Below are 24,764 nucleotides of genomic sequence, written 5' to 3'. Positions count from 1 at the left end.
ACCGCACCAGGAATCTGTTGGAAGCAAAATTGCGCCTGAGACCGTGGATTGAACCGCGAAACAGGCCGGGCAATGTCTGACGTTGGGAGCAAGGCGGAAAACCTTTACGCTTGGCGAGTGTTTCGCAGATTGCCCCAGAACTGAACTCGCGGCCGGCCCACCCGTTCTTTGGACGGCTTACGGGCGCAACCTCACGACGCAGCGTCGGTGTTCACCGGCAGGGTGAACTGAAACGCGGCGCCGTAGGGTATGTTGGCCGTGGCCCACAGCCGGCCACCGTGGGCTTCCATGATCGAACGACAGATCGAGAGCCCCATGCCCATGCCGCTGGATTTGGTGGTGAAGAAGGGATTGAACAGCCGGTCCGCATTCTCGGCGGGGATCCCGACGCCGCAATCCGTCACACTTACGAGCACTTGTGTCTCGTCCAGACGCGATCGGATCTCCAGTTCGCGCGGCCGATCGGTGACCGATTGCATCGCCTCAATGCCGTTCATCACCAGATTGATCATCACTTGCTGCAGCTGGACCCGATCACCTGTGATCATGTGGAGGTCGGGTGCCAACTCCATCCGCAACGACACCCGGTGACTGATTAACTCACGCTGCACCAGCGCGATGACCTCCCTGACGAGGTCGTTTATGTCGAGCGGCACCTTCTCAATCTCGGTCTTGTTCGCGAGTGCCCGGGTGCGCCGGATCACCTCGCTCGCCCGATTGCCGTCGTCGATAATCCATTCCACGGAGCGACGCACTGCGTCCAGGTCGGGAGTTGCACGGTCGAGCCAGCGCAGACAGGCCTCGGCGTTGGCTATGACACCGGCGAGCGGCTGGTTTACTTCATGGGCAATGGAAGCTGTCAGTTCGCCCAGCGTCGTCACGCGCGTGACGTGCGCAAGCTCCATCTGGGCATCGAGAAGGCGCTGTTCGCTGGCGCGCAGCTTCTCTTCCGCGCGCTTGCTGTCGGAGATATCGCTGCACACATTCCCGACGCCCACTGGCTGCCCGGTCTCCGGATCGTCGATCCGAAAGGCCGAATAGAGCACCGGGATCGGGTCACCGGTCTTGAAATGGCGGAGACGCATCTCGCCCGACCAGGCCCCCTTCTCCAGCACCGACGGCCAGAGGACGGTAGTCACGAACTCGCGGTCCTCGGGGAACATGTAGTGAAGCCCCCGCCTCGTTCTCGCTTCTTCCGGGCCGTCGAGACCGACCATTTTCAGCGCCGCCTTGTTCAGGTAGAGCGGCGTCCCTCCTTCGAGGTCGGCAATCGCCATAAACTCGGTAGCCTGCTCAACTAATGACGACGAGAGTTGACGCTCGAACTCAGCGCGTTTGCGTGTGGTCAAGTCGAGCACGAAGGCAACGCCCTCGTCTGGCTTGTCGCCGAACATCGTAGCACCGACCAGAACCGGAACGCGGCTGCCGTCTTTACGAAAGTACTCCTTCTCGCGGGGCTCTACGGTTCCCGCCGCCTTCAGTTCTGCGCGGGCCCGTTCGTCGGTGCGGCGCCATTCGGCTGGCGTCAGTTCGGTCCATCGTAGCCGACCCGAGATCAGGTCTTCACGGCTGTAACCCAACAGATCAAGAAAGGCCTGGTTGGCTTCGATGATTCGGCCCTGAAAATCCCAGATGATGATCCCGATGATGTTCGAGTCGACCAGGCGGCGGATCCTGGCCTCGCGTTCCCGGAGATCGTTGTACAGGCTCGCGTTCTCCAGCGAGATCGCCGCTTGCGATGCCAGCAATTCCAGCACCGAGATCCGCGCGGGCGTGAATACGTGCGATGCCAAATTGTTCTCGAGATAGAGCACCCCGATCAGCTTGGACTGCTTCACCAGCGGCAGGCAGAGGACCGACCGGGCGTGCTTCTGACGCAGGTACTCATCCGCCGAGAACGGATTCTGCGTCAAGGCGTCATCAAGGATGACGCTCTCCCGCGTCCGGATCACGGTGTGGAGCACGGATTCGGGAAGCTCGGCCGGTGACGGGGCCGTCTGGCGCAACGTGACCTCAACCTGGCCGCGGCCGGTCGTCGCTTCCGCCGCGATCCGTGGCTTGTCGACCGGGAACAGGATGAGCAGGCCCCGCCCGGCACCGGCATGTTCGACCGCGATCCGCAGCAGCGTCTTGATGAGCTCACCGAGGACGATCTCGCCGGACACCGCCTGTGCGGCCTTGAGCACCGTTCCGACATCCAGCCGCTCGACGGGCGCGCCAATGGTAGTGGTGGGAGATGCAGGGACTGGCGCGTCGCGGAGATGCGGATGAAGCTGTTCGAGTTGCCGCACCTTGCCGAACGCGCCCCAGCGCGAGTAGCCGTAGCGGGCGTCCTGCAAATATACACGGGCGATCTTCTCGAAGCCTCGCACCGCGTAGAAGCGGGAAGCCAGTTCATTGGCGAGCGCCTCATTGTGAATAAAGCCGTTCGCGCGAGCCGATCGGATGGCCTGTTCGTAGAGGCGCTCGGCATCAAGCTCGCGGCCTTCGATCCGCGCTATCTCGGCGCCGACCAGCGCGGCGCGGTTCTCGAAAGTGTCCGGGCAACTCTCCGCCCACACCTGGAGTTGTTTATGATGCGCCGCAAGAGCCTCGATGTGCTGCTGCCGCTGTGCGACTGGCGTGGAATCGCAAGAGGCGGCTCGGGAAAGTGCACCGTAAAAATGATACTCCGCCGTTTCGAAATGTGACGCCAAGGTCCACAACAGAGATTGCGCCCTCGCGGAGGCCTCGACGGCTGTACGATACTCGCCTGCAAAGAAGCGCGCCTGGAGCTTGCGGATGAGATACGAGCACTCAGCTTGTAGATCCGGACTGCGGGTGAAACGACGCTCGATCCGAAACTCATCAAACTGCCCATCATCAAAGGATCCAAATGTCGGCGTCAGTCCGCGAAGAGTTCGGATCAGCTCGAGCTGAGTGGCAGCGATGTCAATGATAAACTCGAACCGCGCCTTCTGCGCAAATGCGAGTCGATTCTCGGCTTCACGTTGCACATCGACGAGCGGCTCTCCGGTCGCAAGAAGGTTCGTCGTCAGATGGTGGCCGCAGGCCGCGTAGACCAGGTCGCCCGTCTTATTCGCTGCCTCCAGGCCGCGGTGCAGCAAATCACGCCCTGCCCGGACATGTCTCGTCCACGGCAGGACGAAACCTCCGAAGCACATATAGGTCCTGGCCTGGAAGCGCTTCAGTCCGTGCCGCTCGACCAGGTCATGGCCGAGCCGGCCGAAGCGGTATGCCGCCTGATAGTCGCCGAAGCGCGATCCGGCGATCATGCCAAGCCGAACGTAGGCGAAGCACGAGCCGTCACAGTTGCCACTCTCGAGGCTGAGATTGACCGCCCGACAGATGACCAGGGAAAACAGGTAGGCATCCGTATGCAAGCTCGGCGGCCCGATCTTGGTCAGAACGTCCATCGTCGCGAGGGATGCGGGGTCGCTCATCAAGGGCAGGTCGATCAGAGCCTCGATCATGCCGCTCCCGAGTTGCGACCAGATCCGCTCGTATTCGCGTCGCGCTTCCTCTTCCGTCGGATGCGGCGACCAGTCGATGCCCAGATGCCGGAGGTAGTCGAGACCGACGGCAATGGCGCGGCTGCTCTGATCGAGGGTCGTGTACAGATCCACGCGCAAGCACGCGACCGTGGCTCGTTCCACCGTGTTGGCGGCGCGGATTGACAGCGCCGCCAGGCGCTGCTCCGCTTCTTTCAGCGCGCCGGTGAGGAACTCGCATTCGGCCCGGTGCAGCTCCAGCGCAAAAGCGAGCTCGTGCCGGCGCTCCCACGAGTCTTCCGGCAACAGGGCCGCACCGGCGGCGAGATAGCTGATCGCCGCGGCGTAGGCGGTCGTGGCCTTGGCGCGTTGGCCTGCGAGCAGGTTGAACTCGGCCAGCTGCTCACGCTCGTCTCGCGAGGTAACCAGGGCGGCTCCGCGGTTGAGCTGATTGACAATCTCGAAGATGGCCTCCTCGCGTTTTCCTGCTGGGGTATGCGCCGCGAGCAGTCTTCCGACGCGCAGGTGCGCCTCGGCGCGCACCCGTTCCGGTATGAGCGAATAGGCGGCTTCCTGGACCCGGTCGTGGATGAACTTGTACGAACCCTCCGAGTGCTCGACCAGCTCAAGACGAACAGCGTCCCAGAGATCCGAACGGACCTCGTCCTTCGATTTCCCGAGAACCAGCGAAAGCATCGTGATCGCAGCGGCGTTGCCGAGGCAGGCGAGCTGCTGCAACGCCGCCTGGGTCTGGACAGGCAGGCGGGTCAATCTTCTGACCATGAGGTCCACCACATTGTCGGTGTATCCCTTGGCGCGAAGGCGATCGGGCTCCCAGTGCCAGCGCGCCGCGTCATGATCGAAGCGGAGCAGCCCCTCTTCGGCGAGCACAGAGATGAACTGAATGGCGAAAAACGGATTGCCGCCGGTTTTCTCGTGCACCAGCCGGGCCAGCGGGGCGGCACGGTCCGGCGCGCGGCTGAGCGTATCCGCAATGAGCCGCCCCAGGTCTTCGCGGCCGAGCGGCGCAAGACGGATCTCCTGCACCAACGCTCCCGCCTTGCGGATCGCATCGAGCGTGCGCAGAAGCGGATGAGAGGGACTGACCTCGTTATCTCGGTAGGCCCCGACCAGCAGCAGGTGCCGCACCTCCAGGTGCGTCACCAGATGTTCGAGCAGGTCAAGCGTCGCCGTATCCAGCCATTGCAAATCATCGAGGAACAGCGCGAGCGGATGCTCCTTGCGCGCGAACACCCCGAGGAAGCGCCGCAAAACCATCTGGAACCGTTTCTGCGCGTCCCGCGGCGGCAGTTCCGCGACCGACGGCTGTTTCCCAATGACGAGCTCCAGCTCGGGAACGAGATTGACCATGAGCTGACCATTCGGGCCCAGCGCATCGTTCAGGGAGACCCGCCAGCGGCCAAGTTCCTCCTCGTTTTGGCTGAGGAGCGAGCGGACCAGGCCCTGGAAGGCCTGGGCCAGGGTCGCGTACGGGATGTCGCGCTTGTACTGGTCGAACTTGCCGGACGCGAACAGGCCACGCGACGGCACCAGCGCCCTGTGCAGTTCGCTCACCACTGAGGACTTGCCGATCCCGGAATATCCGGACACCAGCACGAGCTCCGGCGTGCCTTGCGCCACGACCCGGTCAAAGGAAGCCAGCAGAGTTTCGATCTCGCGCTTCCGGCCGTAGAGCTTCTCCGGGATCAGCAGCCGATCCGAAGCGTCGTGCGCGCCGAGCGGAAATGTCCCGATGCGGCCGGTCGCTTTCCATTCCGCCAGGCAGCGCCCCAAATCGCCCTGGACACCGGCGGCGGTTTGGTAGCGTTCCTCCGCGGTCTTGGCGAGTAGCTTCATCACAATTGCCGACAGCGGCCCCGGGATGCCCGCGACCCGCTCGTTCGGCGGCACCGGTTGCCGCGCGATATGGCAGTGCACCCACTCCATCGGATCGGCGGCGGTGAAGGGCAGCTGCCCCGTCAGCATCTCGTAGAAGGTGACGCCCAGTGCATAGAGATCGCTGCGGGAGTCCACCGAGCGGTTCATCCTGCCGGTTTGTTCCGGCGCCATATAGGCGAGCGTCCCGGCGATCACCTCCGGTGGGGCCGGGGCTTGGTGCTCGCGCGGGAGACGCGAGGCAATGCCGAACCCCGTCAGCCGCACGCCGCCGCCTGCCGAGTCCACCAGGATATTGGCTGGCTTGATGTCCTTATGGATAAGGCCGCGCTCATGCACTCGACGAAGCGCTCCCGCGAGAGGAATTGCGATGCGCAGGAAATGCGATACCTCCAGTGGCCGGCCAAGCAGTCGATCGGCCGGCGCACCGCCGGGATCCTCTAGCACCAGCGCCATGCCGCCATTGTAGTGCGTCAGCGCGATTGGTCGCGCCGCCCACTCAGCGTCAAGTTCAGCTTTCAGCGCATATTCGTGTTCAAGCCGCTCGATGCAACCGAGCGAAGTTTCTTCCGCGGCAACCAGCAGGATCGGCGCCAGGCCGTTTCCGGAGCCGCGATGGAGAGCGATGTCGCCCTCGTGCAGCGGCGAAAATACGTAGCTCGAAAGTTCCTTCACGAAGGCCTCCTGGCAGGGAGGACTACCTTGGTGCATTGATTAGGTTACGTTTGCTCTGGCCCGTCAATCCAATGCCAGGCGCCAAAAATGCAACCCTGTCACGATCGATACCATATTATGGCTAGGCGATGACGAGAACCGCGCCGGCCTCTCGGTCACAAAACCGAGATGCTTTGTCGAGCAAGAATGCGCAAGGGCACTGCCGCGGCAACCGCGGGCGAATATCCCCGCGTAGCTCCCCCGGCGCGTTATTGTCTTGCCGTCAAATTTTCGGCGCGCGGCCGGCTCGATCAAACACCGGTGTGTTCTCGATGTTATCAGGCGCAGCACCGGAGGGCGTATCTTCGGCGGCGCGCCGCAACGATTCGGCCGTGGCGTCGAGCCCGTCAACGGTCTCGTTAGCGGCACTTCCGGAGTCGTGCGGTCGTCCCGGAACCTGTTGGGTGCCGTCCGTGCCCGGACTCTTCTGTGCCATCGTTTTATCTCCTTGCATGAAAAGAAGACGGCCCGCCGAAGCGGGCCGTCTCTGTCAGTTACGTATCGGTGTCGCTCGTTTGGTCGTGCGGCTGTTTGGGATTTTTGCTACCTTTTGCGGGAGCCTGGCTCTGCTGGCCCGGTTTCTGACCGCCGCCCTGCTGCGGGGCGGGCTTCTGCCCCGGCGATTGATTCTGTTGGCCAGGCTGGTTTTGGGTCGTCATGTTTGCTTCCTTTCATGGGAACGCCAATACAACCTCCCGGGGTGCGGCTTCGTTCCGATAAAATAAAATGGTCTTGCCTGTTCCGCTCGTGACCCGTTGCCGCGAATTGCGATTGCTCTGCCATGACACGGCCGGCGCATGCCTTGAGTTCCGGAATCATCATACCAACACACAAGGACCGCCCAACGAACAAGCGGGAACCGCGGTTCCTGCGCAACCATCGGCGGCGGCCATCATTGGTTCGCCGTCAAGCAAACAAGGGAAAGTCAAAAATGTCGAACGCAAACCAGAACGATTCGAACCAGAATTTCGCGCAGCAACAAAATGGCAACGAACAAATCGGTGCCACCGATATGCCGACCAGCGCCTTCCCGGGCGGCTTTCAGGCAATTGCCACTGCCTACGGCGACTACGCGAAGAAGTCGTTCGAAGACACCAAGTCCTTTGCCGAGAAGCTCGCGAGCGTGAGGTCTTTCGACAAGGCGGTTGAAGTTCAGACCGAATTCGCCAAGTCGGCTTTCGAGACATTCGTCAGGGAAACGCAGAAGATCGGCGCGCTGTACGGTGATCTTGCGAAGCAATCCTGCAAGCCGTTCGGTGGCTTTGCTGCAAGGATGCCCACGACAAATCGATAGGCCTTGCCGCTCCGCGCGCGCTCCCCCTGCGATGTCAGGACGAAATTGCCCCGCTCATTGCGGGGGCTTTCTTCCATTAGTCTCTCAATTCGTATCCCGGGGCACGCGGGCTTGCGCTCGCGCTGGTCGCGGCGTTGCTTGTGATCGCGATCATAATCGTCGTCCGGTATCGAGCCGATTGTTTCAGAATCGGCCTGAGCACTGACACGCCATCGTCATCGCATCTCTCAACGTGAGCAGTATCGACCACTTGGAAAACCCTGCGTGGCAGCCTGGCCCGATTACCCGCATTAACCAGGACCTACGACTCTGCCGACGGCGCTTGGTGGACGCGAATTCGCTCGCGCTCGCCCCTGCGAAGGGCGCAGAGTGAACCGATGTTGTCCGGTGAAACCCCCGAACGTCTTTACAGCATCGAAGAACTTGTCGAACTGCGTCGCAATACGTTGCGTTACGCGCGCAGCGTTCCTGCGGGCGAAACAAGCATCGGCGCGTGGCTGTATCCTTGCGCATATTGTTCAGAGGTGAAAAATGGTTGCAGGCTCACACCCGGAAAGGCCTGGTGTCATAGTAAGGGAACGAATGCCGCGACGTCGAATTGGTGCGTCAGAGGTAATTCCATGCAGAAATTTTTCTTCGATATGAAAGACGGCGTTCCACTGAGGGATAGCGTCGGACTTGAGTTCAAGACGAATGCCGACGCGATTGCGCATTGCAAGGTACTCGCGCAGCACTTCCGTGACGAAAGCCTGCGCGACGATCAGGATCTCGAAATATCTGTGGTCAACGCGCTGGGACGCGAGATTCATCGCCAGTTCGTTCATCGGGAGTAGCAGGCGAGGACCGTTCACCCCTTCGGCGGTACGTTTTCGCTTTCCGGAGTGCAACGGTTCCAGCGCAGTCGTGTGTTTTGAAAATCGAACTTCGACAGCCCGTTGTTAGCCTTCCCGCCGCCGATGGTTATGGCGGCTTAGCCCACGCCCAACCCGGCATCCCTGATCCGCCCGGCCAACCAGCTGGATAGAGCCTGGTCGATCACGCCGCCGGTGTAGACATCCGACACGACGCTGGTCTTTCCCAGCACCAGATAAACCCCGATCCAGTAGGCGAACCACAGATCCGGGTCGGTCAGCGCGCGCAGCTTGTGCTGGTCGTGTTCGGGCGGCTGATGATTGGCGGCTTTGCGCACTTCGATCGCGAGCAGGTTGTTGGGAATGGCACGCTGGTGCACGACGATATCGGGGTAGATCGATTTGCCGAGATGGTCGTCGGTTGAGACGATCGATCCACGCGGCAGTCGCAGCGTTCGTTCGCCGAGACGGTTGTAGTCGCAGTCGACCTCCCAGCCCGGGAAGTGCTGTTCGAGTCGCACCGCCAGCCGGTGCGTCAGCGTACGTTCGCCGAGATCCTTCTCGAACAGAAAAGTCTCGCGCGCGTAGAACTCGGCGAGCGCGCAGACAAACTTGTTCAACTCGGTCTGCATCGCGGCTTGCATGCGGCCCCCCGGCAAGACATCTTAAAGCCTGACCGGAAAAGCCGCGAGCCTTTTCAGACTCTCTCTGAAAAATTGAAGCGATCTTTCGTCATGGCCGGGCTTGTCCCGGCCATCCACGTCTTCCTTGCTGCCAGGCTGTCAAGACGTGGATGCCCGGCACAAGGCCGGGCATGACGAACCGAGTCGTTTTCGCACGCCCGCCCTCACATCCGTACTTCGATCAGCCGCGGTCCCTTTTCGGGAATGGCTTCCGCGAGCGCCTTGACCAATTCGTCCGCGGTGGTGACCGAACGCGCCGCGACGCCCATGCCCTTGGCGAGCGAGACCCAGTCGAGCGTCGGGCGGTCGATCTTGAGCATGTCGAGCGCGCGCTGCCCCGGCTCGCCGGCGCCGACGCCGTCGAATTCGCCGCGCAGGATCTGATAAATGCGATTGGCGAACACGATGGTGGTGACGTTGAGGCCTTCGCGCGCCTGGGTCCACAGCGACTGCAGCGTGTACATCGCGCTGCCGTCGCCGACCATGCAGATCACCTTGCGGTCGGGGCATGCCACCGCCGCACCGGTCGCGACCGGTGTCGAAAATCCGATCGAGCCGCCCATGTTCTGCAGCCAGTCGTGCGGCGCGGCCGCCGCCGTCGGTGGAAAGAAGCCGCGCCCGGTGGTGATGGATTCATCGACCACGATGGCGTTTTCCGGGATCGCCATCGCGATCGCCTGCGCGATCGAGGCGTGGGTCAGCGCGCCCGTTGGCTTTGCCAGTTCGACCATGGCTTGCGGTTTCGCATCGCCTGGCTTGGCGCCGAGCGCGGAGGCCAGCGCTTCCAGCGCCGCGACCGAATTCTCGCCGCCCGCGGTCATGCGATGGACCTCGCAGCCCTCCGGCTTCAACAGGCTCGGCTTGTTCGGGTAGGCGAAGAACGCCACGGGATCGTTGGCTTCGACCAGAACGATGTGCTTGAAATCCTTCAGGATCGGCAGCGCCTGTTCGATCACATAGGGAATCCGGTCGATCGCGAACCGGCCGCGGCCGCGCGCCATCCGCGGATTATAGGTCTGGCCCATCACCTTGCAGCCGGTCTTGCCCGCGATCTGTGCCGCCAGCGCCAGCCCCTGCTCGGTCAGGGCGCTGCCGGTGAGCAGCAGCAGCGTCTGTGCGCCGCCGCGCAGCACCTTGGCGGCGTTGTCGACCGCCTGGGACGAATAGCTGGCGCGCTGCGACTCCGCCGGCACCTCGGCAATGCCGTCGGCCTCGTTCCATGCGGTGTCGGCGGGCAGGATCAGGGTTGCGATCTGCGGCGGCGCACTTTTGGCCGCGGCGATCGCGGCAGCGCCGTCTTTGGAGACGGATTTCGCGTCGGGCGAGGTCCGCACCCAGGCCGACATCGGCCGGGCCAGGCCCTCGATATCGGAGGTCAGCGGCGCATTGAATCCGATGTGGTAGACCGCGTGCTGGCCGACGATGTTGACGATGCCGGAATTGGCCTTCTTGGCGTTGTGCAGATTGGCAAGGCCGTTGGCGAGGCCCGGTCCGAGATGCAGCAGCGTCGAGGCCGGTGTGCCCTTCATGCGGAAATAGCCGTCCGCCGCACCCGTCACCACGCCCTCGAACAGGCCGAGCACGCAGCGCATGCCCTCGACCCGATCCAGGGCCGCAACAAAATGCATCTCGGAGGTGCCGGGATTGGCGAAGCAGACGTCAACACCGCCCGCGACCAGGGTCCGCACCAGACTTTCCGCACCGTTCATCATTCCACTCCCGTTGGCGACATCTTTTGGATCTGATGGCAGATCAATCATTCCCAGCGCCTTTCGTCAAAGGCTTCGCGGGCATTGCTGCCATCGCCGCCGATAGCGGTGCCTTTTTAACCGCGGCATCCCAAACCCGGCCGGATCACGGGTTGATTGCTTGCGAAATCAAGGCAATTATGGCCTGACTTGCACCTGGATCGGATTTTTCGCGGGGAAGAATAATGACCCGGGCGTTGGCTTTGCTGTTTGCAGCGGTGACCTTGCTGGCCGGCGCCGGCCAGGCATCGGCCCAGGGGTTCGGTTTCCCGGGCTCCGACACCCGCGATATCATGGGCGGCGGCCCCTATTTCTTCGGCCGCGGCTCCAGCCCGATTCCGCGCACTACCGTGAACTTCGACAGCCGGTACGCCCCCGGCACCATTGTCATCAGCACCGCCGAGCGGCGGCTCTATCTCGTGCTCCCCAACGGCCAGGCGCTGCGCTACGGAATCGGCGTCGGCCGCGACGGCTTTCGCTGGGGCGGCGTCCACCGCATCTCCGCCAAGAAGGTATGGCCGGGCTGGACTCCGCCCTCGCAGATGCTGGCGCGGCGGCCCGATCTGCCGCGCCACATGGCGGGCGGCATCGATAACCCGCTCGGCGCGCGGGCGATATATCTGGGCTCGACGCTGTATCGGATTCACGGTTCCAACGAGCCCGAGACGATCGGCCAAGCGGTATCCTCCGGCTGCTTCCGCATGACCAACGAGGACGTGACCGATCTCTACAACCGCGTCTCGGTCGGCGCCACCGTGGTGGTGAAGAACTAGGGCGAAACCCGCATCGCTCACGCGTCAGCCGTGCCGGATCGAGCCTTGCGCGCAGACGTCGATTGCGGCAGCGTCATCGCGCAATGAACAGCTCTCGCCGGTCTTCGCAGGCTTTACCGATATTCGCGGCCGCTTTCGCTGCTATCGCGTTCGTCGGCGTCGTGTCGCCGCTTGCAATAGCGGCCGAAATTCCCGCGATCGCTTTGCGCCAGCGCGCCGAGAAGAAGATCTTCACCGACAGCGAAATCACCGACGGATTTCTAAAGACCGCGTTCGGTGCCGAATATCATCTGGCCGGCCGGGTCGACCGCATCAGGAAATACGACGAGCCGGTGCGGGTGTTCGCCGACGGCAACCGCCCCGACCGCAAGGCGCAACTGGCCAAAGTCGTGGCCGACATCGGGCAGCGGATCGCGCATCTGGACATCGCGATGGCCGAGAGCCGCGAAGCCGCCAATGTGGTCGTCAAAATGGTGCGCGACCGCGATCTCAATCGCACCATCGCCAGCTTCTATGGCAGCGAACGCGCGCGCGAGATCAAGACCTCGCTCGATCCGCAATGCCTGTCCGGTTTTCGCAAAAGCGACAAATACGAGATCGAGCACTCCGACGTGATCCTCACCGTCGACAATGGCGATTTCGTCTTCCTCGACTGCGCCTATGAAGAACTGCTGCAGTCGCTGGGGCCGATCAACGATACTTCGTCGGTGCCCTGGACCATGTTCAACGACAGTGTCTCGATGGGCTTCTTCGACATCTACGATCAGTACATTTTAAACATCCTCTACGACCCGCGCATCAAGGCCGGCATGACGGTCGAGGAAGTCAAGGCCGTGCTGCCCGACGTGCTCGCCGACGTCCGGGTGTGGGTGAAGAAGGCGAATGATCTGACGGATTAATATCCAATCTTGTCATTGCCGGGCTTGACCCGGCAATCCATCATCTCGCAAAAGCCCTCTTGCGAAGAATGATGGATGCCCGGGTCAAGCCCGGGCATGGCGAGCATCGTATCAGGCCGACTTCTCGAACAGCTCCCTTCCGATCAGCATGCGCCGGATTTCGCTGGTGCCGGCGCCGATCTCGTACAGCTTGGCGTCGCGCAGCAGGCGCCCGGTCGGGTAGTCGTTGATATAGCCGTTGCCGCCGAGCAGTTGGATCGCATCCAGCGCGCATTGCGTCGCCTTCTCGGAGGCATAGAGAATGGCGCCGGCCGCGTCCTCGCGCGTGGTCTCGCCGCGGTCGCAGGCCTTTGCCACCGCGTAGACGTAGGCACGCGACGCGTTCATCGTCGTGTACATGTCGGCGATCTTGCCCTGCACCAGCTGAAAGCTGCCGATCGGCTGGCCGAACTGCTTGCGCTCGTGCACATAGGGCATGACCACGTCGAGGCAGGCCTGCATGATCCCGAGCGGACCCGCGGCCAGCACCGAGCGCTCGTAGTCGAGGCCCGACATCAGTACGTTGACGCCGCGGCCGACCTCGCCAAGCACGTTTTCTGCCGGCACTTCGCAATTCTCGAACACCAGTTCGCCGGTGTCGGAGCCGCGCATGCCGAGCTTGTCGAGCTTCTGCGCGGTGGAAAATCCCTTCATGCCTTTTTCGATGATGAAGGCGGTGATGCCGCGGGCGCCCGCGGCCGGATCGGTCTTGGCATAGATCACCAGCGTTTCCGCGATCGGGCCGTTGGTGATCCACATCTTGCTGCCGTTGATGACGTAGCGGTCGCCCTTCTTCTCGGCGCGGGTCGACATCGACACCACGTCGGAGCCGGCACCGGGCTCGGACATCGCCAGCGCGCCGACATGCTCGCCGGAAATCAGCTTCGGCAGATATTTCCGCTTCTGGGTCTCGTTGCCGTTGCGGCGCAGCTGGTTGACGCAAAGGTTAGAATGCGCGCCGTAGGACAGGCCGACCGCCGCCGAGGCGCGCGAGATTTCCTCGACCGCGATGCAGTGCTCGAGGTAGCCCAGCCCCGATCCGCCATACTCCTCCTCGACGGTGATGCCGTGCAGGCCGAGCGCGCCGAGCTTCGGCCACAGATCCCTCGGGAATTGATTGCTCCTGTCGATCTCGGCGGCGCGCGGCGCGATCTCATGGGTGGAGAAATCATGCACGGTCTCGCGAATCGCATCCGCGGTTTCACCGAGATCGAAATTGAACATCCGATGCGCGTTGGGGATCATGGTCGGGCTGCCTCCGGACAAACAATGCTGCTTTCAGTGCAAGCACTAGGCCTTGCGCAGAAGCTTGTCACGGGCCGGCGGGGCTGAGAAGGGGGCATCCGCCGGACCGGCGCCTGCGATAGCTCCCGATGCAGCAAACTCTCCCTTGCTCCGGAGCGCGCGACGGGTTGTAATTCGCCCAAACAGCCGTCCGGGCCGAGCACGGAAGCGGCAATCAGGGAGAAACTCAATGCACGGGACGATAGATCCAGCGCCAAATATCAATCAAGAGGCGGCGCGGGCGCGCGCCTATTCCATTCCGCTGGAGCAGTTCAATCCCGGCGATCCCGAACTGTTTCGCTCCGATACGTTCTGGCCCTATTTCGAACGGCTGCGCCGGGAAGACCCGATCCACTACTGCAAGGACAGCGTGTTCGGGCCGTACTGGTCGGTCAGCAAGTACAACGACATCATGAATGTCGAGACCAACCACCAGGCGTTTTCGTCGGCGGCGGTATTCGGCGGCATCACCATCCGCGACGCCGCGGTCGACTTCCGGCGGCCGAGCTTCATCGCGATGGATCAGCCGACCCACAGCGCCCAGCGTAAGACGGTTGCGCCGATGTTCACGCCGACGCATCTGGATCAGCTGGCCGCCACCATCCGCGAACGCGCCGGACAGGTGCTCGACGCGTTGCCGCGCAACGAAACCTTCGACTGGGTCGACCGGGTGTCGATCGAACTCACCACCCAGATGCTGGCCACGCTGTTCGATTTCCCCTGGGAGGAGCGCCGCAAGCTGACCCACTGGTCGGACGTCGCGACCTATCTGCCGCCAAGCCCCGAGGCCGAATTGAAACGCCAGGCCGAACTGGTCGAATGCGGCGATTATTTCGCGGAACTCTACAAGGCGCGCCGCAACGCGCCGCCCAAAAGCGACCTGTTGTCGATGATGGCGCATAGCGAGGCCACGCGCGATCTCGACTCGCAGAATTTTCTCGGCAACATCGTTCTCTTGATCGTCGGCGGCAACGACACCACGCGCAATTCGCTGTCCGGCGGGCTGTTCGCGCTCAACGAATTCCCCGCCGAATATCAGAAGTTGCGCGACAATCCCGCCCTGATCGACAGCATGGTGCCGGAGATCATCCGCTGGCAGACACCGCTCGCGCATATGCGCCGGACCGCCTCGCAGGACACGGAACTCGGCAACAAAACCATCCGGAAGGGCGACAAGGTGGTGATGTGGTACGTCTCCGGCAATCGTGACGAAGACGTGATTGAGGATCCCAACCGCTTCATCATTGACCGGGCGCGGCCGCGGCAACATCTGTCATTCGGATTCGGCATTCACCGCTGCGTCGGGATCAGGCTGGCCGAACTGCAATTGAAGATTGTCTGGGAAGAAATCATGAAGCGTTTCGACAACATTGAGGTGGTCGGCGAGCCCAAGCGGGTGTATTCGAGCTTCGTCAAGGGCTACGAGACCCTGCCGGTGCGGATTGCCGGCTGAGGTACCCCGGCGACCGGCATTTTGGGATTGATCAACGATGAACATCCAGACCTCAGTCCGGGCCGACAAGGCCGAGCTTCAGCGACTGGCGCGCGAAGAGGCGTATGCCACGCCGCTCAGTGAATTTCACCCGGGCGCGCCAAAGCTGTTCCAGAACGATACGCTGTGGCCATGGTTCGAGCGGCTGCGCAAGGAAGAGCCGGTGCACTACTGCACCAGCGCGCCGATCGAACCCTATTGGTCGGTCACCAAATACAACGACATCATGCATGTCGACACCAATCACGGCATCTTCTCTTCCGACTCCACACTTGGCGGCATCTCGATCCGCGACGTGCCGCCGGGGTACGACTACCCGAGCTTCATCGCGATGGATCAGCCGCGACATTCGGCCCAGCGCAAGACGGTGTCGCCGATGTTCACGCCCGCGCATCTGGACGAACTCGCCGTTCTCATCCGCGCCCGCGCCGGCAAGGTGCTCGACGCCCTCCCGCGCAACGAGACCTTCAATTTCGTCGACCGGGTGTCGATCGAACTGACCACACAGATGCTGGCGACCCTGTTCGATTTTCCGTTCGAGGAGCGCCGCAAGCTGACGCGCTGGTCCGACGTCGCGACCGCGCTGCCGAAAAGCGGGATCGTCGAATCGGCCGAACAGCGCCGCGCCGAGATGGACGAGTGCGCGGGCTACTTCACAAAGCTCTGGAACGAGCGGGTCAATGCCGAGCCGCGCAACGACCTGCTCTCGATGATGGCGCATCACGACGCGACCCGCCATATGGACCCCGACAATCTGATGGGCAACATCCTGCTTTTGATCGTCGGCGGCAACGACACCACCCGCAACACCATGAGCGGCTCGGTGCTCGCGTTGAACGAGTACCCCGAGCAGTATCAAAAGCTGCGCGACAATCCGGACCTGATCGATTCGATGGTGCCGGAAGTCATTCGCTGGCAGACGCCGCTGGCGCATATGCGGCGCACCGCGCTTGAAGACACCGAACTCGGCGGCAAGACCATCAAAAAAGGCGACCGCGTGGTGATGTGGTACGTCTCGGGCAATCGCGACGAAGAGGGCATCGAAAATCCCAACGAGTTCATCATCGATCGCGCCCGGCCCCGCACCCATCTGTCGTTCGGCTTCGGCATCCACCGCTGCGTCGGCATGCGGCTCGCCGAACTGCAATTGAAGATCGTCTGGCAGGAGATGTTGAAGCGCTTCGACAACATCGAGGTGGTCGGCGAGCCGAAGCGGGTTTATTCCAGCTTCGTGCGCGGCATCGAGTCCCTGCCGGTGCGCATTCCAGCGTAACGCTGGGCACGCTTGCACTTTGCCCGCCCGACGTGTTGAGATCGCAGCACGGGCACAGGCGCCGTTTGCGCCGTGCCCGCCGATCGCCGGATCGAGATAATACAACATGAGAAGATCAGCACCTTGAGCGCACCCCTCAACCCGCCGAGCCTCGCCGAGGCCGTCAACGCCAAGGGTTTTAGTCACGCCGCGGGCTTCCGCATCGTTGCCGTTGCGCCCGGCAATGCCGAGGTCGCGCTCGCGCGCCGGCCGGACCTCGTGCAGTTCTTCGGCCATTTTCACGGCGGGGTCATTACCGCGCTGGCCGATCAGGCCGCCGGGGTCGCCGTTACCTCGAGCCTGCCGGCCGGCCGGATCGGGGTCACCGTCGAGATCAAGGTCAATTTTCTCTCGCCTGCGGATGGCACCGAGCTGGTGGCCCGCGCCAAAACCCTGAAAATGTCGGGTTCGATCGGGGTTGCCACGGTCGAAGTCTTCAGCAAAGACGGGGCCACCGAAACCCTCTGCGCATTCTGCACCGCTACCATGCGCGCCCTCGATCTGCCGGCCGAGTTCCGATGACTTCACCCGAACCCACAGACGAATATGCCGACATCCGCGACGCCGTCGCCAAGCTCTGCGCCCAATTCCCCGGCGAATACTGGCGCAAGCTCGACCGCGAGATGGCGTACCCCAAGGCCTTCGTCGATGCGCTGACGGAGGCCGGCTATCTCTCGGTGCTGATCCCCGAGGAATATGGCGGCGCCGGGCTGAAACTGTCCGCGGCCGCCGCGATCCTCGAAGAGATCCAGCGCGCCGGCTGCAATGGCGGCGGCTGTCATGCCCAGATGTACACCATGGGCACGCTGCTGCGGCACGGCAGCGATGAGCAGAAGGCGAAATGGCTGCCGAAGGTCGCCAGCGGCGAATTGCGGCTGCAGGCATTCGGCGTCACCGAGCCGACCAGCGGCACCGACACCTCGTCGCTGAAGACGTTTGCGAAGCGCGAGGGCAATGACAGCTACATCGTCAACGGCCAGAAGATCTGGACCAGCCGCGCCGAATATTCGGACCTGATGATTCTCTTGGCGCGCACCACGCCGAAGGAACAGGCCAGGAAGCGCACCGACGGCCTGTCGGTGTTCATCGTCGATATGAAGGCGGCCAAGGGTAACGGGCTCTCGATCAGCCCGATCCGCACCATGATGAACCACTCCACCACGGAAGTGTTCTTCACCGATCTCAGGGTACCGGCGGAAAACCTGATCGGCGAGGAAGGCAAGGGCTTTCGCTACATCCTGTCCGGCATGAATGCCGAGCGCATCCTGATCGCGGCCGAGTGCATCGGCGACGCCAAATGGTTCATCGCCAAGGCCTCCGCCTACGCCAAAGAGCGCGCGGTATTCGGCCGGCCGATCGGCCAGAACCAGGGTATCCAATTTCCGATCGCGAAGGCCTACGCAGCGATGCGGGCTGCCGAGCTGATGGTCAGGGAAGCCACCCGCAAATACGAGGCAGGCCTCGATTGCGGCGCCGAGGCTAACATGGCAAAAATGCTGGCGGCCGATGCCTCCTGGGAAGCCGCCAACGCCTGCGTGCAGACCCATGGCGGCTTCGGCTTCGCGGAGGAATACGATATCGAACGCAAGTTCCGCGAGACGCGGCTCTATCAGGTGGCGCCGATCTCGACCAACCTCATTTTGTCCTACCTCGCCGAGCACGTGCTCGGCATGCCCCGCTCCTACTGAGAAAATCCAAATGCTGCCGCTTGAGGGACTGACCGTCATTGCCGTCGAACAGGCGGTCGCAGCACCCTTCTGCAGTTCGCGGCTGGCCGACGCCGGCGCCCATGTCGTCAAGATCGAGCGGCCCGAGGGCGATTTCGCGCGCGGCTATGATGCGGCGGCCAAGGGCCAAAGCAGCTATTTCGTCTGGCTCAACCGCGGCAAGGATTCCGTGGTCGTCGACCTCGCCACCAAAGAGGGCCGCGCCAGCCTCGAAGCGCTGGTCGCCGGCGCCGACGTGCTGATCCAGAACCTGAAGCCCGGCTCGATGGACAAGCTCGGCTTCACGCTGGAGCGCCTGAAGAAAGATTATCCAAAACTGATCTGCTGCACCATTTCAGGCTATGGCGACGACGGTCCCTACGCGCAGCGCAAGGCCTACGATCTCCTGATCCAGGCCGAGAGCGGACTCGCCTCGATCACCGGCGGTCCGGACGGCCCATCCCGGGTCGGCGTGTCGATCGTCGATGTCGCCACCGGCGCCACCGCGCACGCCGCCATCCTCGAAGCCCTGATCGCGCGGTCGCGCAGCGGCAAGGGCGCCGATATCAGGATTTCGATGTTCGACGTGATGGCCGACTGGCTGTCGGTGCCGCTGCTCAATGCAGAGGCCGGCAACCCGCCGCAGCGGATGGGCCTCGCCCATCCGTCGATCGCGCCCTACGGCGTGTTTCGCTCACGGGACGGCAGGGACATCCTGATTTCGATCCAGAGCGAACGCGAATGGAAGAAGTTATGCACTGACGTGCTGGGGCAACCTGACCTGCCGAACGATCCCCGGTTTTCCAACATGGTCGAGCGCGTCCGCAACCGCGCGCTGACCGACAAGACCGTTGGCGATAGTTTTGCCGCCCTGACCCGTGACGAACTGCTGAAGCGTCTCTCCGACGCCGACATCGCCTTTGCCGAGGTCAACACCATGGCCGATCTCGCCGTGCATCCGCATCTGCGCCGCATCGAGGTCGACACGCCCGCGGGGCCGGTGAGTTATCCCGCGCCGGCAGCGATCGTCGTCGACCAGCCCCGTCATTATGGTGCCGTGCCGGGGATCGGCGACCGTGCCGGAGTGACAAAACCTGCTTCCGTCAAGGCAAAATCGTCATGACCGAAAAGCCCGATCTCGACCATTTGCGGCAATGGATCGGCCGCACCCAAGTGGCTTCCGATATCGTCACCGCGCAACTGGTGAAGGGCCTGCGCGCCACGCTGTTCATGGAGATCGGCACGCCGAAGCCGGGCGATGCCGCCCCGCTCACCGTGCATTGGTGCCTGGCGCAGCCGGTCTACCCGATGTCGGAACTCGGTCCCGACGGACATCCTGCCCGCGGCGGTTTCCTGCCGCCGGTGCCGCTGCCGCGCCGGATGTGGGCCGGCGGTGAACTGGAATTTTTCGAACCGCTGCGCGTCGGCGACGAGACCACGCGCACCTCGCGCATTTCGGATGTCACGATGAAGACCGGCAGCACTGGCGTGCTGTGTTTCGTCTCCGTCGAGCATCTGATCACGACGCCGCGCGGCACCGCGATCCGCGAGCGGCAGGATATCGTCTATCGGGATGTATCGCCTGGGCAGGCATCCGCGCCAGCCAAACCGCCGGCGCCGGCGCCAGCCGCGCAGCATCGCGAGAGCCACATGGCCGATCCGGTGCTGCTGTTCCGTTATTCCGCGCTGACCTTCAACGGCCACCGCATCCATTACGACCGCGACTACGTCACCAGGGTCGAGGGCTATCCCGGCCTGATCTTCCACGGCCCGCTGCAGGCGGCGTTGCTGGTGGAATTCGCAGCCAAGCTGCACGGCGGCACGGCACCGAAGAAATTCAGCTATCGCGGCCTGCAGCCGCTGTTCGAAGGCTCAGAGTTCAGCATCAACGCCAACGACGCAGGTGCCGGCATGGAACTATGGACCGCGAATTCGCAGGGTCAGCCGACCATGAAGGGCACCGCGACGTGGTGAGACAGATCGAGGCGATTGATGTCGTCAAGTCAATCGGCCTCCGAGTCATCCCCGCCGGCCTGATCCTCACCAGCCCTCATCCTGAGGAGCGCGCACTTGCGCGCGTCTCGAAGGATGGCGGCTTGCACTGCGGCCATCCTTCGAGACGCATCGCTTTCGCGATGCTCCTCAGGATGAGGTTGAGCGATGTATCGATATGATGTGAACTTCTGAAACACTACGAACCGTCATTGCGAGCGAAGCGAAGCAATCCACTGATCCGCAAAGAAGGTATGGATTGCTTCGTCGCTTCGCTCCTCGCAATGACGGAAAATATCTGAGGTCATACACCATTGCCCCCCAAAACCGCTAAAGCCGCGACCAAGCCAACCACCGTCAAGCAAGCCGCGCTCGACCTGCTGCGCGCGTTCGGCATCAAAAAAGTGTTCCGTAAGGCCAACCCACGATGAAGGGTACCGCCACGTGGTGAGACCCATCGACGTCATTCCGGGATGGTGCGTGAGCACCAGACCCGGAATCTCGAGATTCCGGGTTCGATGCTTCGCTTCGCCCCGGAATGACGGGATTGCTTCGTCGCTTCGCTTCTCGCAATGACGCTGAAAAATCTGAGGTCACACACCATTGCCCCCCAAAACCGCTAAAGCCGCGACCAAGCCAACCACCGTCAAGCAAGCCACGCTCGACCTGCTGCGCGCGTTCGGAATCAAGAAGGTGTTCGGCAATCCCGGCTCGACCGAATTGCCGTTCCTCAGCGACTGGCCTGACGATATCGACTATGTGCTCGGCTTGCAGGAAGCCTCCGTCATCGGCATGGCCGATGGTTACGCCCAGGCCACCCGCAATGCCGGCTTCGTCAATCTGCATTCCGCCGCCGGTGTCGGCAATGCGCTCGGCAATATCTACACCGCCCACCGCAACCAGACGCCGCTGGTGATTACAGCGGGCCAGCAGGCGCGCAGCATCCTGCCGCTGCAGGCCTTTCTCTATGCCGAGCGGGCCTCGGAATTTCCGCGTCCCTACGTCAAGTTCTCCATCGAGCCGGCGCGCGCCGAGGATGTCCCGGCGGCGATCGCGCGCGCCTATTACGTGGCGATGCAGCCGCCGTGCGGGCCGACCTTTGTGTCGGTGCCGATCGACGACTGGACCCATCCGACGCAGCCGGTCGAAGCCCGCAATGTCAGCCGCGAACTGGGCCCCGACGCAAATGCGATGAACGCGCTTGTCTCAGCGCTGTCGGCCAGCAAGCACCCGGCCCTCGTGGTCGGCCCTGGCGTCGACCGCGCGCAGGCCGTCGACCTGATGGTGCGGGTGGCGGAGAAAACGAAAGCCGCGGTGTGGGTCAGCCCGTTTTCGCCGCGCGCGAGTTTCCCGGAGCGGCATCCGCAATTCGCGGGCTTCCTGCATGCCTCGCCGGGGCAGCTCTCGGAGGCATTGCGCGCGCATGATCTGGTGGTGGTGATCGGCGCGCCGGTGTTTACGTTCCACGTCGAGGGCCACGCTTCGATCTTCGATGGCGCCACCACGATCTTCCAGATCACCGACGATTCCAATGCGGCCGCGGTAACGCCGGTTGGCAGCAGCATCGTCGCCACCATGAAGCCGGCGCTGACGATGCTGCTTGATCTATTGCCCGAGACCGGACGCGCGACGCCGACTGGCCGCATCCTGCCGCCGGCACCCGGCGCGGCCGATCCGATTCCGGTCGAATACCTGTTGCACGCGCTCTCCTCTGCGATGCCTGAAAACGCCGTCCTGGTCGAGGAAGCCCCGTCGCACCGCCCCGCGATGCAAAAATTCATGCCGATGCGCGGCCAGGACAGTTTCTACACCATGGCCAGCGGCGGCCTCGGTTATGGCCTGCCGGCCTCGGTCGGCATGGCGCTCGGCCGCCCCGGCGTCCGGACCGTCTGCCTGGTCGGCGACGGCTCGGCGATGTATTCGATCCAGGCGTTGTGGACCGCGGCGCAGCGCAAGCTGCCGCTGACGGTAGTCGTGATCAACAATTCAGGCTACGGCGCGATGCGCTCGTTCAGCCAGGTGATGCAGGTGCGCAACGTGCCCGGCCTCGATCTGCCCGGCATCGACTTTGTCAGCATCGCAGAAGGCATGGGATGCGATGCGGTGCGCGTGACAAAATCATCCGAACTGGCACCGGCGCTGACGCGCGGTCTTTCGCATGACGGCGTCAGCCTGATCGAAGCAGTGGTGGATTCCGCGGTGCCGATGCTTTACGCGCACAAGAGCTGAGCTACCTCGTAGCCCGGATGAGCGAAGCGACATCCGGGAATGACGGAAGACGCCGCCCCGGATATCGCTCTGATGTCCTTCGTCAAGTGGTTTGAACGCGAGATATCGTCTCCCTGCGATTTTCGCTGGAGTGCGCGATAATGATGATCGTGCAAGGGTGGAGGCGAAGCCTGAAGACGTCGGTGATCAAGCTCTGATACGCGGGTTTAAACCGCAGTTCCGAGATTTCGTCCGGGGCTGTCCGTTGTCTACGCGCGGGCGTCGATCGTTTGATCGGCCACAAAGCGAAATCGGGAATTCCCCTGCCGTGGCTTCGCCCCCGCCGTTGCACGATATTTGTCCGGATTGCGCCCGGCGCTGGCTCCTTGTCAGGTCTGTCGCTGCGCTCACATCGCCGGCGTCGTCGGCGCGCCGATGGCGCGACTGACTACCCAAATGAAGCCCGACAGCTCACGCGCAATCGCGGTCACCACGAGGGTCGGCCGTTTGCCACGCCGTGCCAATGCGCGGTAGCGCGCGGTCAGGCGCGCCTGCGCCTTCCAAGCGATCTCCTGGACGGCGGGCGGTGCGGCTTCCACCTTGCCAAGCTTCTTCTTGCCGACGCGTGGGGGATGGCGGTAGCTCCAGGAGCACTCCACCAGAATGCGCCGCGCCCGGTGGTTGCCGGCCTTGGTGATGCCGCCGCGCCAGACCCTGTCACCAGTCGACTCTTCGCCCGGCACCAAGCCAAGATAGGCCATCAATTGGCGCGGGGTTGCAAAGCGCGACAGGTCGCCGATCTCGGCGAGAAAAATCGTAGCCGAAATGAGATCGAGACCGCGCACGGCCATCAGTGCCCTCACCACCTCTGCAAGCGACCAGTCCGTCACTGCTGCGGCGATCGCCCGCTCGAGCCGGATCACGCGCTCGTCGGCTTGCCGGACCGCCAACAGCATCTCCTCGAATGCGATGCGTTGTTCGCGGTGGGCGAGCTTCTGGCTCACCAGCCAGTTCATATGGGCCCTAGTCCAGGTTCTCTTGCCCGTATAATGCCGGCCGAGCCGCAGCAGCAACGACAAAACCTGCTGGCGTTTGGATTTGAGGTCGGCGACAGCAGCCTCGCGCGCCCGCACCAGGTCCCGCATCGCCTCGTGCCGCGCATCCGGAACCCAGACCGCGGTCAGTTCGCCCGCGCGCAACAGCTTGGCCAGATTGAGCGCGTCACGCCGATTGGTCTTCACCCGATCGCCCGGCTTCTTCGGGATCAGCGATGGCGCCACTACCACACACTCGTGGCCGAGGGTTTTGATCAACCGGTGCAGATCATACCCGGTCGGCCCGGCCTCATAGCAGAACGTCAGTCGCCGATGCTGCGCCGCAAGCTTCTTCACCAGCTTGCACGTCGCCGCCTCCGTGTTCTCAATCTCGCCGAGATACCGCACCTCGCCGTTCCGCCCGCCCTCCGCAATTGCCACTGCATTGCGCAACTTCGAGGTATCAAGACCAACGAAAACTTCGCTACAATCCGCCATGACTCGTCCTCCTTGCCTGAGGCTCTACCCGGCCTATCCGGGTAACCCTCGCTACAGCATTGAGGGCGAGTCGCCTCGGTCAGGGAAGGACATACGGTCTTCGCTCATCCGGGCTACGCTCGCTAACGGAAATGAATCCATCCGTCATGGCGGGCTTGTCCCGGCCATCCACGTCTTACCTGATGCGTGTCCGCCAAGACGTGGATGCCCGGGACAAGCCCGGGCATGACGAGATGGCGATTGGCGCATCGCATTCGCTGATCCAGCGATCTGGCACGAAGTGATTTGCCCGACGGGCTCACTCCGCGATTTCGTGTCCAGCCCCTTTTGCAAAAATATTCTGTTTTTCCGAAGACCCAAATCAGTTGTATATTTCCTGCGTCCTGTCCCACTCAGAGGGGCGGCTCGCGACGTCACGGACGCGGGGCGGGATGCGGTGGACGCGGCGGCGCGCTTGACGGGCGTTGCCTGCAGCGGACGGCGAAGACGTGTGGTCCTGACACCCCGACGCTGGTGTCAAGTTGGCGGATTAATCCGCGTAACGACGGTGGCAAGAAAGCCGATCACCGGGGAGAGCACGGTATAAGCCGTAAACCACTGCGTGCGGGAATGTCGGGTGATTTCCGATGGCTCGCTGTGAATACTCGTGTGCATACTTACTACCCCATGCGCACACGAGGCTGCGGGTGCATCGGGCGCCCGGCATTCCCCACGCCCTCGTTGTTCAAAGGGCGAAAAATTCAGGCATCACCCGGGCGCATCGCGCCGCGGGATCGCGAATCTGCGTTTCGTAGTGTGGCTGTTTGAAAATTGAATTCGGTAGTTGCACGCCGGGTTGATCCGCGTGGAT

At 62.9% G+C, this 24,764-nt stretch carries 20 protein-coding genes; 12 read left to right on the top strand and 8 right to left on the bottom strand.

The window, feature by feature from the left end:
• Window positions 1–191: 191 nt before the first annotated feature.
• The 3 genes from B5527_RS04800 to B5527_RS45185 form a co-directional block, all read right to left on the bottom strand.
• A complete protein-coding gene (locus B5527_RS04800; RefSeq protein WP_425305061.1) occupies window positions 192–6,062 on the bottom strand; it encodes an ATP-binding sensor histidine kinase in 5,871 nt (1,956 codons plus the stop codon).
• A 262-nt stretch (window positions 6,063–6,324) separates the two neighbouring features.
• Window positions 6,325–6,537 (bottom strand): hypothetical protein, encoded by a 213-nt coding sequence (locus B5527_RS04795; protein WP_079600250.1) that lies wholly within the window; start codon window positions 6,535–6,537, stop codon window positions 6,325–6,327.
• 58 nt (window positions 6,538–6,595) lie between these two features.
• Entirely contained in the window at window positions 6,596–6,760 is a 165-nt protein-coding gene (locus B5527_RS45185; RefSeq protein WP_172842482.1) for a hypothetical protein, read from the bottom strand.
• Window positions 6,761–7,032: 272 nt separating this feature from the next.
• On the opposite strand from B5527_RS45185, the gene B5527_RS04790 reads away from it, so the two are divergent.
• Window positions 7,033–7,395: a phasin family protein gene (locus B5527_RS04790; protein ID WP_079600249.1), complete on the top strand. Its 363-nt coding sequence runs from the start codon at window positions 7,033–7,035 to the stop codon at window positions 7,393–7,395.
• A gap of 377 nt (window positions 7,396–7,772) precedes the next feature.
• Entirely contained in the window at window positions 7,773–8,228 is a 456-nt protein-coding gene (locus B5527_RS46085; protein WP_245332499.1) for a DUF6894 family protein, read from the top strand.
• A gap of 137 nt (window positions 8,229–8,365) precedes the next feature.
• Here B5527_RS46085 and B5527_RS04780 read toward each other — a convergent pair whose 3' ends face one another.
• Both B5527_RS04780 and B5527_RS04775 read right to left on the bottom strand, forming a co-directional pair.
• Complete coding sequence (locus B5527_RS04780) at window positions 8,366–8,878, bottom strand: hypothetical protein (protein WP_079607075.1); 513 nt, start codon at window positions 8,876–8,878, stop codon at window positions 8,366–8,368.
• 215 nt (window positions 8,879–9,093) lie between these two features.
• Window positions 9,094–10,638 (bottom strand): acetolactate synthase large subunit, encoded by a 1,545-nt coding sequence (locus B5527_RS04775; RefSeq protein WP_079607074.1) that lies wholly within the window; start codon window positions 10,636–10,638, stop codon window positions 9,094–9,096.
• Window positions 10,639–10,664: 26 nt separating this feature from the next.
• On the opposite strand from B5527_RS04775, the gene B5527_RS43425 reads away from it, so the two are divergent.
• The 3 genes from B5527_RS43425 to B5527_RS04765 all read left to right on the top strand — a co-directional run bounded on the left by B5527_RS43425 (window position 10,665) and on the right by B5527_RS04765 (window position 12,349).
• A complete protein-coding gene (locus B5527_RS43425) occupies window positions 10,665–10,826 on the top strand; it encodes a hypothetical protein (RefSeq protein ID WP_154072012.1) in 162 nt (53 codons plus the stop codon).
• Window positions 10,827–10,862: 36 nt separating this feature from the next.
• Entirely contained in the window at window positions 10,863–11,450 is a 588-nt protein-coding gene (locus B5527_RS04770) for a L,D-transpeptidase (protein ID WP_079600247.1), read from the top strand.
• Between the two features lie 83 nt (window positions 11,451–11,533).
• The gene (locus B5527_RS04765) at window positions 11,534–12,349 is read left to right on the top strand and encodes a DUF2927 domain-containing protein (RefSeq protein ID WP_079600246.1); all 816 of its coding nucleotides are present in this window, start codon (window positions 11,534–11,536) and stop codon (window positions 12,347–12,349) included.
• 111 nt (window positions 12,350–12,460) lie between these two features.
• On the opposite strand, the gene B5527_RS04760 is transcribed toward B5527_RS04765, so the two are convergent.
• Complete coding sequence (locus B5527_RS04760; protein WP_079600245.1) at window positions 12,461–13,633, bottom strand: isovaleryl-CoA dehydrogenase; 1,173 nt, start codon at window positions 13,631–13,633, stop codon at window positions 12,461–12,463.
• A gap of 229 nt (window positions 13,634–13,862) precedes the next feature.
• On the opposite strand from B5527_RS04760, the gene B5527_RS04755 reads away from it, so the two are divergent.
• The 6 genes from B5527_RS04755 (at window position 13,863) to B5527_RS04730 (ending at window position 20,156) form a co-directional block, all read left to right on the top strand.
• Window positions 13,863–15,125 carry a cytochrome P450 gene (locus tag B5527_RS04755; protein ID WP_079600244.1) on the top strand — a complete coding sequence of 421 codons (1,263 nt, stop codon included), beginning with the start codon at window positions 13,863–13,865 and terminating at the stop codon, window positions 15,123–15,125.
• Between the two features lie 37 nt (window positions 15,126–15,162).
• Window positions 15,163–16,437 carry a cytochrome P450 gene (locus B5527_RS04750; RefSeq protein ID WP_079600243.1) on the top strand — a complete coding sequence of 425 codons (1,275 nt, stop codon included), beginning with the start codon at window positions 15,163–15,165 and terminating at the stop codon, window positions 16,435–16,437.
• A 123-nt stretch (window positions 16,438–16,560) separates the two neighbouring features.
• Complete coding sequence (locus B5527_RS04745) at window positions 16,561–16,998, top strand: PaaI family thioesterase (RefSeq protein WP_172842481.1); 438 nt, start codon at window positions 16,561–16,563, stop codon at window positions 16,996–16,998.
• Window positions 16,995–18,164: an acyl-CoA dehydrogenase family protein gene (locus B5527_RS04740; RefSeq protein WP_079600241.1), complete on the top strand. Its 1,170-nt coding sequence runs from the start codon at window positions 16,995–16,997 to the stop codon at window positions 18,162–18,164. Before B5527_RS04745 ends, B5527_RS04740 begins: the two co-directional genes overlap by 4 nt.
• Before the next feature lie 10 nt (window positions 18,165–18,174).
• Window positions 18,175–19,305 carry a CaiB/BaiF CoA transferase family protein gene (locus B5527_RS04735; protein ID WP_079600240.1) on the top strand — a complete coding sequence of 377 codons (1,131 nt, stop codon included), beginning with the start codon at window positions 18,175–18,177 and terminating at the stop codon, window positions 19,303–19,305.
• The gene (locus tag B5527_RS04730; RefSeq protein WP_079600239.1) at window positions 19,302–20,156 is read left to right on the top strand and encodes an FAS1-like dehydratase domain-containing protein; all 855 of its coding nucleotides are present in this window, start codon (window positions 19,302–19,304) and stop codon (window positions 20,154–20,156) included. The genes B5527_RS04735 and B5527_RS04730 overlap by 4 nt, the downstream gene beginning before the upstream one ends.
• A 227-nt stretch (window positions 20,157–20,383) precedes the next feature.
• Here B5527_RS04730 and B5527_RS04720 read toward each other — a convergent pair whose 3' ends face one another.
• Window positions 20,384–20,632: a hypothetical protein gene (locus tag B5527_RS04720; RefSeq protein WP_154072011.1), complete on the bottom strand. Its 249-nt coding sequence runs from the start codon at window positions 20,630–20,632 to the stop codon at window positions 20,384–20,386.
• Between the two features lie 145 nt (window positions 20,633–20,777).
• Between B5527_RS04720 and mdlC the strand changes: the two genes are divergently transcribed.
• The gene (gene mdlC / locus B5527_RS04715; protein WP_079600236.1) at window positions 20,778–22,403 is read left to right on the top strand and encodes a benzoylformate decarboxylase; all 1,626 of its coding nucleotides are present in this window, start codon (window positions 20,778–20,780) and stop codon (window positions 22,401–22,403) included.
• A 386-nt stretch (window positions 22,404–22,789) separates the two neighbouring features.
• Here mdlC and B5527_RS04710 read toward each other — a convergent pair whose 3' ends face one another.
• Window positions 22,790–23,914: an IS110 family transposase gene (locus B5527_RS04710; protein ID WP_079600235.1), complete on the bottom strand. Its 1,125-nt coding sequence runs from the start codon at window positions 23,912–23,914 to the stop codon at window positions 22,790–22,792.
• Window positions 23,915–24,764 lie beyond the last annotated feature (850 nt).

Source organism: Bradyrhizobium erythrophlei (genome assembly GCF_900129425.1).
Classification (GTDB): Bacteria; Pseudomonadota; Alphaproteobacteria; order Rhizobiales; family Xanthobacteraceae; genus Bradyrhizobium; species Bradyrhizobium erythrophlei_C.
Note: the sequence above shows the minus strand (reverse complement) of the source record. Positions and strands in the feature narration are given on the sequence as shown.